Origin of the sequence: Devosia sp. Root105, assembly GCF_001424865.1 — a bacterium.
Taxonomy (GTDB): Bacteria; Pseudomonadota; Alphaproteobacteria; order Rhizobiales; family Devosiaceae; genus Devosia_A.
Genome location: NZ_LMCR01000001.1, coordinates 112,162 through 125,484 on the forward strand (window position 1 = coordinate 112,162; position 13,323 = coordinate 125,484).

The window sequence follows — 13,323 nt, forward strand, 5'->3', positions numbered from 1 at the left end:
GAAGTGAAAGAATATTCGGCAGATATCGCGATCATCGGTGGTGGCCTCGGCGGCGTGGCGGCGGCGCTCGGCGCGCTGCGCTCGGGCCGCAGCGTGGTGATAACGGAGGAGTTCGACTGGCTGGGCGGGCAGATGACCAGCCAGGCGGTGCCGCCGGACGAGCATAGCTGGGTCGAGCAGTTCGGCATCACCCGCTCCTATCGCGCGCTGCGCAACGGCATCCGGCAATATTATCGCGACCACTATCCGCTGACCGAGCAGAGCCGCGCCTGGGGCGACCTCAACCCCGGTGCCGGGTTCGTATCGCGGCTCTGCCATGAGCCGCGTGTCGGCCTCGCGGTGATGGAAGCGATGCTGATGCCGTATCGCGGCGGCGGTAAGCTGACCGTGCTGCAGCCCTACAAGCCGATCTCCGCCGAGGTCGATGGCGACCGGGTGCGGGCGGTGACACTGAGGCATCGCGACAGCGGCGAGAGCATCGTCGTCACCGGCAAGTACATCATCGAGGCCACCGAGCTCGGCGACCTCTTGCCGATGACCGGTACCGAATATGTCACCGGCTTCGAAAGCCAGCGCGACACCGGCGAGCCTTCCGCTCCGGCCGAGGCGCAGCCGACCAACTCGCAGGCGGTGTCGATCTGCTTTGCCATCGACCATGTCGACGGCAACCAGGTGGGCGACAAACCGCGCAACTACGACAAGTGGCGCGCCTATACCCCGAGCTTCTGGGGCGGGCCGCTGATCGGCTTCGTCGCGCCGCATCCGCGGACGCTCGAAACCACGGTGCGGAGCTTTACCCCCAACCCGGATGATGACCCGACCCTGGTCGATGCCGACCAGCGCAAGAACCCCGGCGACGGGAACCTCTGGACTTTCAGGCGCATCGCGGCGCGGCGCAACTTCGTACGCGGCGCTTACGCCTCCGACATCTGCCTCGTGAACTGGCCGATGCTCGACTATTTCGAGCAGCCGATCATCGACGTGCCCGAGGCGGTCTACAACGAGCGGATGCGCGATGCCGCCGACCTCGCCTATTCGGTGTTTTACTGGCTGCAGACCGAGGCGCCGCGCGAGGATGGCGGCCAGGGGTTCCCGGGCCTGCGGCTGCGCGGTGATATCACCGGCACCAACCATGGCCTCGCCATGGCGCCCTATATCCGCGAAAGCCGCCGCATCAAGGCGGTGACTACCATCGTCGAGCAGGATCTCTCCTACGATGTGCGCGGCGAGCGCGGCGCGGTGAACTATCGCGACAGCGTCGGCATCGGCATGTACCGCATTGACCTGCATCCCTCGACCGGCGGCGACAACTATATCGACGTGGCCTCGTGCCCGTTCGAGATCCCGCTCGGCGCGCTGCTGCCGGAGCGGACCACCAACCTGATCCCGGCCGGCAAGACCATCGGCACCACCCACATCACCAATGGCTGCTACCGGCTGCACCCGGTGGAGTGGAACATCGGCGAGGTCGCGGGCCTGCTTGCCGCCTACTGCCTCAACCAAGGCGTGACGCCGCACCAGGTGCAGGCCGACGACGCGCTGCTGAGCGACTTCCAGGCCCGGCTCTATGCCGAAGGCATCGAGACCCGCTGGCCCGACGTCAGGGGCTACTGACCGCCTGGGCGACCAGGTACGGGCCGCTTCAACCCGCGGGCATCCGGAAAGACAACGACCAGACCATCGACGACCAGAAGACGACGACAAAGGAGGAAACCATGAAACTGTTCGATCTGAGACTGGCGGCTCTCGCAGCCGGCATCGCACTCCCGCTGGCAGCAGTGCCGGCCATCGCCCAGGACATCCGTATGGCGATCTGGAGCGCCAACGAGGCGCACCTGGCGCTGTTCAACGAGATCGCCGCCGCCTACACGGCGCAGCACCCGGAGGTGAAGGTCAGCTTCGACTCGCTGCCCTTCGACGGCTACACCACGACGCTGACCACGCAGATCGCCGGCGGCAATGCGCCTGATCTCGCCTGGATCCTCGAGACCACGGCAGGCGATTTCGTCAGCTCGGGCGCACTGTCGCCGCTGAAGGCAACGTTCGAGGCGGCGGCCGACTATAACCTCGCCGACGTCACCGAGAGTGCGCTGTCGCTGTGGACCGCTGATGGCGAGATCTACGCCTATCCGTTCTCCACTTCGCCGTTCGGCATGTTCGTCAACAACGACGTGATCAAGGCCGCCGGTCAGCAAACGCCGGCCGAGCTGATCGCGGCTGGTGAATGGACCTGGGACAAGGCCGAGGCGATCAACACCGCCGTCGCCGCCGCCGGCAAGCAGGGGCTGATCGTCCGCGATTTCGACTACAAGGTGTGGGACAACCTCGCCTCGATCTGGAACGGCTGGGGCGCCTCGCCGTGGAGCGCCGACGGCAAGACCTGCACGTTTACCGAGCAGCCGATGGTCGATGCGATGAGCTTCATCCACAAGGCGATCTTCACCGACAAGGCAATCCCCGGCCCCGGCGTCACCGCCGATTTCTTCGCCGGCGACGCGGCAATGACCATCACGCAGATTTCCCGCGCCTCGCTCCTCCCCAAGGAGAACCCGTTCAGCTGGGACCTGGTGCCGTTGCCGTCGGGCCCGGCGGGTGAATATGCGGTGATCGGCCAGGCCGGCATCGGCGTCTTCGCCTCGGGCAAGAACCCGGCGGTTGCCGCCGACTTCCTCGCCTTCTTCTCCAACCCGGACAATGCCAGGAAGCTGGCAAAGTTCTTCCCGCCGCCGCGCTCGAGCCTGCTCAACGCCGAAGTGCTTGGCGCCGCCAACCCGCTGCTCTCAGCCGAGCAGATCGAGAACGTGGTGATCAAGGGCATTTCCACCGGCAAGGTGAAGCCCGGCCATGCGGGGTTTGCCGAAATCCAGCAGACGGCCCGCGCCGCGCTCGACGCGCTGTGGGTCGCCGATGCGGATGTGCCGGCGGTGCTGAAGTCGGTGTGCGACCGGATCCAGCCGATGCTGTGACGAATGGGTGGGGCCGCTACGTGTGGCCCCACCCTCATCCGGCCTTCGGCCACCTTCTCCCATCAAGGGAGAAGGCCTGACTGAAACATCTCGGCTCTCTCGCCTTCTCCCACTAGCGTTGCGCTCTGGCGCACGCCAACCGCTAAGGTGGGAGAAGGTGCCGGTGGCGGACGACGGCCAGGCCGTCGCCGCGAGCCGGATGAGGGGGAGCCAAATACACAGGACTCTCAATGCCCACTGCCGCCCTCACCGCTGACCGATCGCGCAAGCGGCCGTTCTGGACCATGGAGCGGCGCGACAGCCTCGCGGGCTACCTGTTCATCGCCCCGCAGCTCTGCGGTATCGTCTTGTTCGTCTTGATCCCGCTCGGGCTGGTAGTCTGGTACTCGCTGCATGAGTGGAACGTGCTGGCCGGGACATTCCGCTTCGTCGGCGATGCGAACTACAAGAAGCTCGCGGCCGACCCGGCGCTGCCGGAAGTGCTCGGCGCGACGGCGATCTTTTCGGCCGGGCTGGTGGTGTTCAACCTCTCCCTCGCGCTGCTGCTCGCCATCCTCGTGAACCAGAAGCTGAGGGGCATTACGGTGTTCCGCACCATCTTCTTTTCGCCGGTGGTGGTGTCGCTGGTTGCCTGGACCATCGTCTGGAACTTCCTGCTGCAGGCCAATGGCGGGATCAACGGGCTGTTGCAGGTGATCGGCATCGAAGGCCCCAACTGGCTGCGCTCACCACCCACCGCCATGGCCTCGGTGATCGTCGTGCAGGTGTTCAAGAATGTCGGGCTCAACATGGTGCTGTTTCTCGCGGCGCTGCAGGGGGTGCCGCGCGAGCTCTACGAGGCGGCGCGGGTCGATGGCGCCAGCCGCTGGACGCAGTTCCATGCGATCACCGTGCCGCTGATCTCGCCGACGATCCTGCTCACCATGATCATCACCATTGTGGGTTCGCTCCAGGTGTTCGCGCAGATCGCGGTGCTGACGCAGGGCGGGCCGGGGATGTCGACTACGGTGCTGGTCTACTACCTCTACCAGCAGGCCTTCCAGTTCCACCGCTTCGGCTATGGCGCCACCATCTCGATCCTCCTCTTCCTGATCGTCGCGGTGCTCACCTTCGCGCAGTGGCAGATGCGCAAACGGATCGTCTTCTATGAAAACTGAGCTCTCTCCCAACGACATCTCGCCGCGCGCCCGGGTCGCGCTCTATGGCCTGCTCTGTGTGCTCGCCATCCCCTTCGTCTTTCCGACCTGGTGGATGGTGACGAGCTCGGTGAAGCCGATCTCGGACATTTTCGCCTTTCCACCCGAGCTGATCCCGTCGCGCTTCGACTGGTCGACTTATGCGGAAGTGTTCAAGCTGCAGCCCTTCGCGCAGCAATACTGGAACTCCTGCTACATCGCGGCGATCGTCACCCTGGGGACGATGGCGGTCTCCTCGATGGCCGGCTATGCCTTCGCGCGGATCAAGTTCCCGGGCGCCAACCTGATCTTCATGGTGGTGCTGCTCGGGCTGTTGATCCCGTCGGAAGTCACCATCGTGCCGCTGTTCCAGATGTTCCTCAAATGGGGGCTGGTGAACACCCACTGGCCGCTGATCCTGGTGCCGATCTTCGGCGCACCCAGCGTCTTCGCCACCTTCGTGATGCGGCAGTTCTTCATCGCGCTGCCGGTGGAGCTCGAAGAGGCGGCGCGGGTCGATGGGCTGAGCCGCTTCGGCATCTTCTGGCAGATCGCCCTGCCCCTGGCGAAGCCGGCGCTGGCGGCGGTCGCCATCTTCACCTTCCTCCATTCGTGGAACCTCTATCTCGAGCCGATCGTCTTCCTCACCACCCCCGGCAATTTCACCCTGCCGCAGGCGCTGACCCAGTATGTCGACGTCTACCAGGGGCCGATGTGGAACACCCAGCTCGCCGCCGCGACGCTCACCGCCCTGCCGGTGCTAGCGGTGTTCATCTTCGCGCAGCGCCAGTTCATCGAGGGGCTTGCGCATACCGGACTCAAGGGTTGACCGATGCGCAAGCGCATCGGGAGCTGGCACACACTGGACTGAAGGGCTGAGACGATGATCGAAGCTGCAATGCGCGCCGGAGAGTTGCCGGTGCTGGTTTCCCTCGGCCGGCATGATCTCGACCTCGCCAAGGCGGCGGTCGATGCCGGGGTGTTCGGGCTGAAGTTCCACCTCAACGCCTATCACCGGGCCAGCGGCACCACGTTCGGCAGTTTCAGCGAGGAACGCGGGTTCATCGAAGCGCTGGCGAAACTGGGCAAACCCATGCTGGTGATGAGCGGGCAGGAAACCCAGCCGAGCCTTGATGAGCTCGAGGCGCTGGCCGATTACGGCGTCGAGGGCTGGAACATCTATCTGCAGCACGTGCAGCCGCATCTGCTGCAATCGCGGCTGAAGCCGATCCTGGCGCTCGACAGCGACAGCGGTGAGGCCGATATCGAGGCCATCCGCGCCATCCCCGGCGCCATGGTCGAAGCCTCGATCGGGCGCTTTGCCGAATATGGCCAGCCGCTGAATGAGGCCGACCTAGCGCGCTTTGCCGAGATCGTCACGATGGCGGGCCGCCCGGTGATTGCGCCGAGCCAGAAGAGATTCACCGCGGCGGATGCGCCGCGGCTGAAGGCAGCGGGAATCGGGGCTATTCTGGTTGGCGCCGTGGTGACCGGGCTGGAGCCGGAAGGGCTGCGGCGGGCAGTTGCGCCGATCGTCGAGGCGGCGCGGAGGGCGTAGAGTTTGCATGCGGCGGTGATCCGGTCACATTGACCTCACACCGTGCGCCCGCGCACGCCCCCGGAGACCTACGCATGGTTGACTATCGCTACCTTGGCCGCAGCGCCCTAAAGGTATCCCCGCTGTCGCTCGGCACGATGATGTTCGGCCAGCAGACCCCCGACCCGGAAGCCTTCCGGATCATCGACAAGGCGCGCGAGCAGGGGATCAATTTCATCGATACCGCCGACGTCTATGGCGACGGGGCGAGCGAGAAAGTCGTCGGGCAAGGCATCAGGGCCAATCGCGACCACTGGGTGCTGGCGACCAAGTTCGTCAACTCGGGCAAGAAGGGCCCGAACCTCGGCGGCTACTCGCGCAAATGGGTGATCGAAACGGTCGAGAATTCGCTGCAGCGGCTCGGCACCGACTATATCGACCTGATCTACTTCCACCGCGCGGTGTTCGATGCGCCGCTCGAGGAGCCGGTGCGCGCCATCGCCGACCTGATCCGGGCCGGGAAGCTCCGCTATTTCGGCGTCTCGAACTTCCGCGGCTGGCGCATCGCCGAGGTGGCGCACCTCGCCGACCAGCTCGGCATCGACCGCCCCATTGCCAGCCAGCCGCTCTACAACATCGTCAACCGCACGGCCGAAGCCGAGCAGTTGCCGGCTGCGCAGCACTACGGCCTCGGCGTCGTCTCCTATTCGCCGCTGGCGCGCGGCGTGCTCACCGGCAAGTACCAGCCCGGCCAGGAACCGGCGGCCGATACCCGCGCCGGGCGCGGCGACAAGCGTATTCTCGAAACCGAGTGGCGACCGGAATCGCTCGCCATCGCCCAGGAGATCGCAGCACATGCGCGGCGCAAGGGGATCGACGCCGCCGACTTCGCGCTGGCCTGGGTGCTCAACAACCGGCTGGTGAGCGCGGCAATCACCGGGCCGCGCACCGAAGCGCACTGGGACAGCTACATCCGCGCCCTCGACGTCAAGCTCGATGCCGAGGACGAGGCGCTGGTCGATCGACTGGTCACCCCGGGCCACGCCTCGACCCACGGCTTCACCGACCCGGGCCACCCGGTCGAGGGCCGCGTGCCGCGGTAGGCGGAGCACGGCAGGGCTGCTGGCTCGACGGCTGCGGGTGATCGTCAGCGAAGCCGATTGGACTTCGATTGGGCCCACCCACCGGCTGTCATCGAGTTTGGGGTGCTGCCTGGTGGCAAGTTCGCCGATCTGCAGTTTCGCTCACTTCGCAGTGGATCAGCTCGCCCGAGGCCCTCTCGCTACAACGCCGTCGCGGCCTGCAGCTTCAGGAAAAAGTCCCTGAGGATCGGGTCGCGGGGGACATGGGTGACGTAGCGCATCGGGTGGCGCGCGCGATCGGTGCTGTAGGTGATCTCGGTGGTGAGGATCGGCGTCGGCACCAGGACGCTCGGGGTCCAGTCCGCATCGAGCAGCCAGGCGACCGCCGCCATGTCCCAGATTTCCTTGGACCAGCCGAGGTGATCCTCAGAATACTCCTTGAACCGCATGGCGAGGAACTTGCCGATATCGCCGCAGGGTTCGACGTACCGCTCGATCTCGGCGACGGTGCTGTGCAGGTGCGAGGTGACGCCCATGCAGGGCACCAGCACCAGCGGCACGCCGCTGTCGAACAGCACCTGGGCGCCGCCGACATCCTGCTTCAGATTGAACTCGCGCTGGTGCGGCCAATCGAGCGCATGCCCGCCGAGCCAGACGACGACGGTGCGATCGATGATGTCGGGCGCCTTGAGCAGCGCCGAGGCGACGTTGCTGATGGCGCCGATGGCGATGACGTAGAGCGGATCATCGATCGAGCCGGCGCGGGCTCGGACAATCAGGTCGTCCACCGCCGCTGCCGGTCGGGCGACTTTGCCGGGGCCGACATAGTCGCTGACGCCGCGATAGACGAAACCCTCGGGCGAGATGTCGAGCCGCTGCAACAACTCCAGAATCTCGCCATGGCTCAATTCCATGCCATGGCCGGGACCATCGGAACGTGAATTGTGGAACGGGGCGGCATCGATCGCCTCGAGGCCGATCCGCTCAGGCGACAGCACTGCCTGGACCAGCGCATACTGGTCGTCGATCTCGTTGTAGGTGTCGGTATCGAGCACCGCCCGCAGCCGGCCGGCGCGCGGGGTCAACAGCATCAGCCGATCGGCATCGGACAGCGACACGTCATGCTCCTCGTTGATTGTCGGACGGCTCAGGCAGGGACGGCGTGAGCCTGGCTTTCGATCCAGCCATAGGTCTTTTCGAGCCCCGCCCGGAGCGGCATGCTGGGGCGCCAGCCGAGGCTGTGCTCGATGAAGCGGTTGTCGGAGGACCGGCCGCGCACCCCGGTGGGGCCGGAGATGTGGCGTTTCGACAGTCGCTTGCCGGCGATCGCCGCCACCATGTCCACCAGCTGGTTGATGCTGACCATCTCGTCCGAGCCGACATTCACCGGGCTCGTGACATCGGAGCGCGCCAGGCGGATGGAGCCCTCGAGACACTCATCGACATAGAGGAACGACCGGGTCTGCTCGCCGTCGCCCCAGACCTCGATCTCGTCGCCGTCGCGGGCCTCCGCCACCTTGCGGCAGATGGCGGCCGGCGCCTTCTCGCGCCCGCCGCGCCAGGCGCCTTCCGGCCCGAACACATTGTGAAAGCGGGCAATCCGCGCCAGCATGCCGTGGTTCCGCGCCTGGGCAAGATAGAGCCGCTCCGAGAACAGCTTTTCCCAACCGTACTCGCTGTCGGGGGCGGCGGGATAGGCCGAGTCCTCGCTGCAATCGGGGTGATCAGGATCGACCTGGTTGCGCGCCGGATAGATGCAGGCGGAAGAGGAATAGAACAGCCGGCCGGCGCGCGTGCGCTCGCAGGCGGCGACGACGTTGAGGTTGATCGCTGCCGAGTTGCGCATGATCTGCGCGTCGTTCTCGCCGGTGAAGATGTAGCCGGCGCCCCCCATATCGGCGGCCAGCTGGTAGACCTCGTCATAGCCCCGGTCGAACACCTCGGCACAGGCCAGCGGATCGCGGAGGTCGGCGATCATGAACCGATAGGCGGCCGAAGCCGAGAACTCGGACCGCTTGAGGTCGGCGCCGTGTACCTCATTGCCTTCGTTCGCCAGCCGGCGAACCAGATGAGCACCGATAAAGCCCCCAGCTCCCAGAACCAGTATCTTTCGCGTCACGATGTCCCCCGCATTGTGAAGATCGGTGCCATCAAGCCATCGATCCGACGGAAGGCGACTATATCGCAATCTGCGCCCGGGTGACGCCGATTGTCGTCTTCCTGATGGTCGACCAGTCGCTGCCAACTCATCGGGATGATCCGGGGACGCGCCCGATCGACAAAGGCCGCGGCAAAGCCGAACTCATCGAGCAGCGCCGCGAGCTCGGCGGTGCGACGCCCGCCCGCCGCCAGGGCCGACGGCGACACCTCGCAGAACAGCACCACGTCATGTGGGTAGCTGGTCAGCAACGTCCGCGCTCCCGTCAGCACATCGATCTCGCTGCCCTGTACGTCGAGCTTGACGATCAGCGGACGCTCGCGGCTCAGCCCGTCGTAGTCGTCGAGCCGCTGCAGCCGCACCAGCGTCGAGCCCGACCTCTCGATGCTCGGCAGCAAGCTGTTGTCGCCGCGGTTGACCGCGTTCAGATAGAGGCGCGCGTCACCATTTCTGTCCGAAAGGGCACAGCTATTGATGGTGACGTTTTCGAGGTGATTGGCGGAGACATTGGCCCGGAGCTTTGCGAGATGGGCGGGGTCGGGCTCGAAGCTGTGAACCTGTCCGCGTCCGCTGAGGGCGTGCGCCGCAACCAGGGTGAACCAGCCGATATTGGCGCCGATATCGATGAAGTCGGCCGGCTGGCCGAGCACCTGCAGCAGCAGCGCGGTGTTGCTGACTTCCCAGCTGCCCCAGTCCTCGATCACCCTTGAGACGAAGATATCGCCTCTGCCATGCGTTACCATCCGGAAGCGCGGCAGGCCGATCAGCTCGACCATGACCGGAGACGCTGCTCCCCGAAACAGTCTACTCATTGGCGTGGATGATCTCGAGGTCCGGCAGGCCCCAGCACTGGATCCCCATATCGGCCGCCATGGCGCCAAGCCCTTCGGTCTCGATCTCGCCCTTGCCCCAGACCGGGTGGCGGCTGCGGATGCGCGCACTGGCAACGCCATAGGGGTAAGACGGAAACACCAGGCCATCCCGGTGCAGGTCGGCCCGGACCAGCAGCATGGTGCCGCCCACCGCATCGAGGCGCATGGCGCCGCTGCCCCGGCGGTCCGACAGCGTCACGGTCCCTTCCGCTGCCCAGTTGTTCTCGTCAAAGGTCTTGCCGCCCGGTCGTTTCACGCAGTTGGGCACCACGATATCGAACCCGGTCGCCAGCAACCGGCGCAGCACGTCAGCCGGGTAGTCGATCACGTCGACATCGATCCACAGCACCCAATCCTCGTCATCGAGGGCCCGAAACAGCAGGTGATTGCGGGCCCGCGCCAGCACGGCGCGCCGCATCAGCTGGAAGGCGGGGGCCCAGCGCGGCACGCCATCGGGGATGTTGAAGCCGAAATCGCGCTGGAACAGCTCGGCCCTGCGAGTCCGCTGGCGCAGTCGTGGCAGCAGCGTCTCGGCGACGGCAAAGGTGCCGTCCTTGCTGTCGCCTTCCAGCAAGGCGACTGAAAGCCGGTCTTTAGGCCAATCCAGCTGCTCGACGAGTTCGGTGTAGCGCGGCAGGTGCCCGGCGGCCCCTTTGACTGGCGTGAGGATGAGAACTTTGGGAAGCATTCGATTCCAGCGCGGACATTATTGCCCCTTGCGGCGCGATAAAATCTAATGAACGCAGAAGGCGCAAGCGGCCGTCGACAGGTAATCCGTGCCAGTTGCAGGGGGACGTCATGACCGATCAAGCAGCAGCTGCGGAGCGCATCCGCCGTCTGGCCGCTGACATCAGAGCGTCGTCGCCGGCCCCGCTTCAGGGGCAGGGACGCGGCCTGGTGATCGTCGCGGGCGGCGCCCGGATCTTCACCAATGCCTATGTGCTGGTTCACATGCTGCGCCACGCGCTGAAATCCGAGCTGCCGGTGGAGCTCTGGTATTTCGGCCAGGCCGAGGTCTCTGCGGCGATGGCGGCGTTGATCGAACCCCTCGGCGTGCGGCTGGTCGACGCCAATCCGGTTATTGCCGCGACCGGGGCCAATATCCGGGACGGCTGGCAGCTCAAATCGTTTGCCTTGCTGCATAGCGGCTTTGCCGAAGCCTTGCTGCTCGATGCCGACCAGGTACCGGTTTCGGACCCGGCGGCCTGTTTCGACTGGCCTGAATATGTCGAGGCCGGTGCGGTGTTCTGGCCCGATATCGTCGATTTGAGGCGCGACAACGCCATATGGCCGCTGCTCGGGCTCGAAGCGCAACGCGCCGTATCGCTCGAGAGTGGGCAGGTGCTGGTCGATCGCCGGCGCCACGCAGCAGCGCTCTGGGCGGCGGTTCGGCTCAATGAGGCCGCCGCAGATCTCTATCGGCTCATCTATGGCGACAAGGATACTTACCTCCTCGCCTGGCAGATGCTGGGCGCGCCCTATGCGCTGGTGCCACATCGCCCCTATACCGACGAGTTCATGCTGGTGCAGCGGGACTTTTCCGGCAACGCCCTGTTCCAGCACCGGACCAATGCGAAATGGCAATATGGCGGTGAGCAGCGGAAGCTGTTCGGCTTCCAGCATGAGGCCGCCTGCCTCGCGGCGATGGCCGAGCTGGAGCGGCGCTGGAGTGGGCACGCGTTCACCGCTCCCGACCGCAGCCTCGGTGCGCGCGCAGTGGAACAGGAGCTGATCGCCGCAGGTGAGTTCGTGCTCGAATCCGCTGACGAGCCGGCGTTCACCATCCGGTTGGGAGAGCATGCCGAGGTCGGCAGCGGCCGCGCGGTCGACCGCCGGCACTGGTGGGTCGAGGATAGCGGAGGCAGCCACAAGCTCGTTCTCACCGGCAGTGGTCGGCCCGGCTATGTGCTTGAACGTGGCGACGATCGGATCTGGCGCGGGCAGCGCCACCGGGTGCCGATCGTCGACGTCAGCCTTTACGGCGTTGCCGGAGCGGAGCCTGCCGCCCTGCCCGCGCCGGGCCTCGTCGATGAGCTGCTGCGCGCCGGCGGCGCGTTCGGCGGCCCGGCCGGCGTGTCGCAACAGCTGGTGGATGCGCTCGGCCTCATCGCTGCGGTGCTGCCCGGGGTCAGGGAGCGGATCGCGACGCTCGCCGGATTGCAGACCGATCCGATTATCGCGAGCCGGTTGCTGGACCTGGCGGAGCGGGTCACACCACCGCCCCCGCTCAGCAGGGTCGATCGAACCCTGAAGTTCGAAACCGGCTATATCCGGGCCGAGATCCCGGAATGAGCGAGCGGCCGCGGGCCCTGCACATCACACCGATCATGCCGGCACGGTCGGGCAACGGCCTCGCCATGCGGCAGGGGATGTTTCTCGAAGCGCTGAGCCGGAGCTTCGAGACGCGTCTCGTCGTCCTGCCGGTGGTCGGGCGGGACGACGCTCCGGCCGCGTTGCCCGATGAGCTTGGCGTCCCCGCCACGGTCATTCCGGTCGCCGGGCGGCAGGATACCCACTTCAGCCTGCTGGCGCGCCTCGCCGATCAGGCGGCGCGCCTCTCGGCCTTCCGTAGTTACGGTCGTAGTTCGCTCGCCAGCCACCTGTCGTCGCCGGTCCTCGCGGAGCTGCGCGCCGCGGTCGGAGCGCAGCGCTATGACCTCGTTCACCTCGGGCGCTCCTATCTGGGCGACGCGCTTCAGGTGCTCGACGCCGCACGAGCGACCGTTGATCTCGATGAGGACGAGTGGACCTCCCACCGTGAGATCGCCGCAACTTTGGAGCCGGGCGATCCGGTCGGTTCGGCCTGGGCAGCGGCGGAGGCCGACGCCATGGCCGCACTCATCGGGCGGCAAGCCCCGCGCTTTGCTGCCCGGTTCATCTCGAGCCGGCTCGATGCAGCTCTGATCGAGCAACGCCACCCGACGACCGCCGGGCTCGAGGTCATCGAGAACGCGGTGAATGTGCCGGCCGAAACCCATCGGCGAGATGATGGCGCGACGCTGCTGTTTCTCGGCTCGTTCGGCTACGCACCGAACGTCGATGCGGCCAACTGGCTCGTTGAGGAGATCTGGCCTCTCATCCAACGCCATACGGCTCGTCCGCTGCGTCTGCTGATCGTAGGGCGCGATGCCGGCCGGGTTGCCCAGCTTGGGCAGCGGGATGGTGTCGCGGTTGAGCCCGATATCGAGGACGTCGCCGACGCCTATGGCCGAGCCACGGTGTTTCTTGCGCCGCTCCGCGCTGGCGCCGGCACGCGGCTGAAACTGCTGGAAGCCGCCGCGCACCGGGTGCCGCTGGTCGCAACCACCCTCGGCGCCAGGGGGCTGCCGTTCGAAAGCGGCAAGCACTTGCTGCTCGCCGACAGTGTCGCCGGGCTCGCCGAGGCGGCGCTCAACACCGTCGTCGATGCCCGCGCCAGCGCCACCCGGGTGGGGGCCGCATTATCACTCGTCCGAGCGCAGTATCAGCGGGCCGCCGTCATCGAACGGCTCGCTTGCCGCCTCTCGGAAATTGCAGCTACATGACCAGCCGGC

The 13,323-nt window shown here is 66.2% G+C and carries 12 protein-coding genes; 8 read left to right on the forward strand and 4 right to left on the reverse strand.

The genetic code is table 11. The annotated features are described in order from the left end of the window. Positions 1-3: 3 nt before the first annotated feature. From ASC68_RS00585 to ASC68_RS00610, 6 genes are all read left to right on the forward strand, one after another. Positions 4-1,614 (forward strand): FAD-dependent oxidoreductase, encoded by a 1,611-nt coding sequence (locus ASC68_RS00585; RefSeq protein WP_055873191.1) that lies wholly within the window; start codon positions 4-6, stop codon positions 1,612-1,614. A gap of 101 nt (positions 1,615-1,715) precedes the next feature. Further along, positions 1,716-2,966: a sugar ABC transporter substrate-binding protein gene (locus ASC68_RS00590; protein ID WP_055873194.1), complete on the forward strand. Its 1,251-nt coding sequence runs from the start codon at positions 1,716-1,718 to the stop codon at positions 2,964-2,966. 230 nt (positions 2,967-3,196) lie between these two features. After that, positions 3,197-4,123 carry a sugar ABC transporter permease gene (locus ASC68_RS00595; RefSeq protein ID WP_055873197.1) on the forward strand — a complete coding sequence of 309 codons (927 nt, stop codon included), beginning with the start codon at positions 3,197-3,199 and terminating at the stop codon, positions 4,121-4,123. Next, positions 4,113-4,970: a carbohydrate ABC transporter permease gene (locus ASC68_RS00600; protein WP_055873200.1), complete on the forward strand. Its 858-nt coding sequence runs from the start codon at positions 4,113-4,115 to the stop codon at positions 4,968-4,970. Before ASC68_RS00595 ends, ASC68_RS00600 begins: the two co-directional genes overlap by 11 nt. A 54-nt stretch (positions 4,971-5,024) precedes the next feature. Continuing rightward, positions 5,025-5,699: a hypothetical protein gene (locus ASC68_RS00605; RefSeq protein ID WP_055873203.1), complete on the forward strand. Its 675-nt coding sequence runs from the start codon at positions 5,025-5,027 to the stop codon at positions 5,697-5,699. Positions 5,700-5,773: 74 nt separating this feature from the next. Continuing rightward, positions 5,774-6,781: an aldo/keto reductase gene (locus ASC68_RS00610; RefSeq protein WP_055873206.1), complete on the forward strand. Its 1,008-nt coding sequence runs from the start codon at positions 5,774-5,776 to the stop codon at positions 6,779-6,781. Between the two features lie 179 nt (positions 6,782-6,960). Here ASC68_RS00610 and ASC68_RS00615 read toward each other — a convergent pair whose 3' ends face one another. The 4 genes from ASC68_RS00615 to ASC68_RS00630 are packed head-to-tail and all read right to left on the reverse strand — an operon-like array spanning position 6,961 to position 10,478. Continuing rightward, positions 6,961-7,878 carry a nucleoside hydrolase gene (locus ASC68_RS00615; protein ID WP_055873209.1) on the reverse strand — a complete coding sequence of 306 codons (918 nt, stop codon included), beginning with the start codon at positions 7,876-7,878 and terminating at the stop codon, positions 6,961-6,963. 29 nt (positions 7,879-7,907) lie between these two features. Beyond that, the gene (locus tag ASC68_RS00620; protein WP_055873212.1) at positions 7,908-8,879 is read right to left on the reverse strand and encodes an NAD-dependent epimerase/dehydratase family protein; all 972 of its coding nucleotides are present in this window, start codon (positions 8,877-8,879) and stop codon (positions 7,908-7,910) included. Next, positions 8,876-9,694, reverse strand: a complete 819-nt coding sequence (locus ASC68_RS00625; RefSeq protein WP_055873215.1) for an FkbM family methyltransferase — start codon at positions 9,692-9,694, stop codon at positions 8,876-8,878. The genes ASC68_RS00620 and ASC68_RS00625 overlap by 4 nt, the downstream gene beginning before the upstream one ends. Positions 9,695-9,722: 28 nt before the next feature. Further along, on the reverse strand, positions 9,723-10,478 hold the full coding sequence (locus ASC68_RS00630) for a hypothetical protein (RefSeq protein WP_055873217.1): 756 nt from the start codon (positions 10,476-10,478) through the stop codon (positions 9,723-9,725). A gap of 110 nt (positions 10,479-10,588) precedes the next feature. On the opposite strand from ASC68_RS00630, the gene ASC68_RS00635 reads away from it, so the two are divergent. Together ASC68_RS00635 and ASC68_RS00640 are read left to right on the forward strand one after the other, a co-directional pair. Then, on the forward strand, positions 10,589-12,082 hold the full coding sequence (locus ASC68_RS00635) for a hypothetical protein (protein ID WP_055873219.1): 1,494 nt from the start codon (positions 10,589-10,591) through the stop codon (positions 12,080-12,082). After that, on the forward strand, positions 12,079-13,314 hold the full coding sequence (locus tag ASC68_RS00640) for a glycosyltransferase family 4 protein (protein WP_055873222.1): 1,236 nt from the start codon (positions 12,079-12,081) through the stop codon (positions 13,312-13,314). The genes ASC68_RS00635 and ASC68_RS00640 overlap by 4 nt, the downstream gene beginning before the upstream one ends. The last annotated feature ends 9 nt before the right edge of the window (positions 13,315-13,323 follow it).

Excerpts from the sequence above, each read along its gene's own strand:
- ASC68_RS00590 (WP_055873194.1), top strand. The coding sequence starts at position 1,716 with ATGAAACTGTTCGATCTGAGACTGGCGGCTCTCGCAGCCGGCATCGCA.
- ASC68_RS00595 (WP_055873197.1), top strand. The coding sequence starts at position 3,197 with ATGCCCACTGCCGCCCTCACCGCTGACCGATCGCGCAAGCGGCCGTTC.
- ASC68_RS00600 (WP_055873200.1), top strand. The coding sequence starts at position 4,113 with ATGAAAACTGAGCTCTCTCCCAACGACATCTCGCCGCGCGCCCGGGTC.
- ASC68_RS00605 (WP_055873203.1), top strand. The coding sequence starts at position 5,025 with ATGATCGAAGCTGCAATGCGCGCCGGAGAGTTGCCGGTGCTGGTTTCC.
- ASC68_RS00610 (WP_055873206.1), top strand. The coding sequence starts at position 5,774 with ATGGTTGACTATCGCTACCTTGGCCGCAGCGCCCTAAAGGTATCCCCG.
- ASC68_RS00625 (WP_055873215.1), bottom strand. The coding sequence starts at position 9,694 with ATGGTCGAGCTGATCGGCCTGCCGCGCTTCCGGATGGTAACGCATGGC.
- ASC68_RS00630 (WP_055873217.1), bottom strand. The coding sequence starts at position 10,478 with ATGCTTCCCAAAGTTCTCATCCTCACGCCAGTCAAAGGGGCCGCCGGG.
- ASC68_RS00635 (WP_055873219.1), top strand. The coding sequence starts at position 10,589 with ATGACCGATCAAGCAGCAGCTGCGGAGCGCATCCGCCGTCTGGCCGCT.
- ASC68_RS00640 (WP_055873222.1), top strand. The coding sequence starts at position 12,079 with ATGAGCGAGCGGCCGCGGGCCCTGCACATCACACCGATCATGCCGGCA.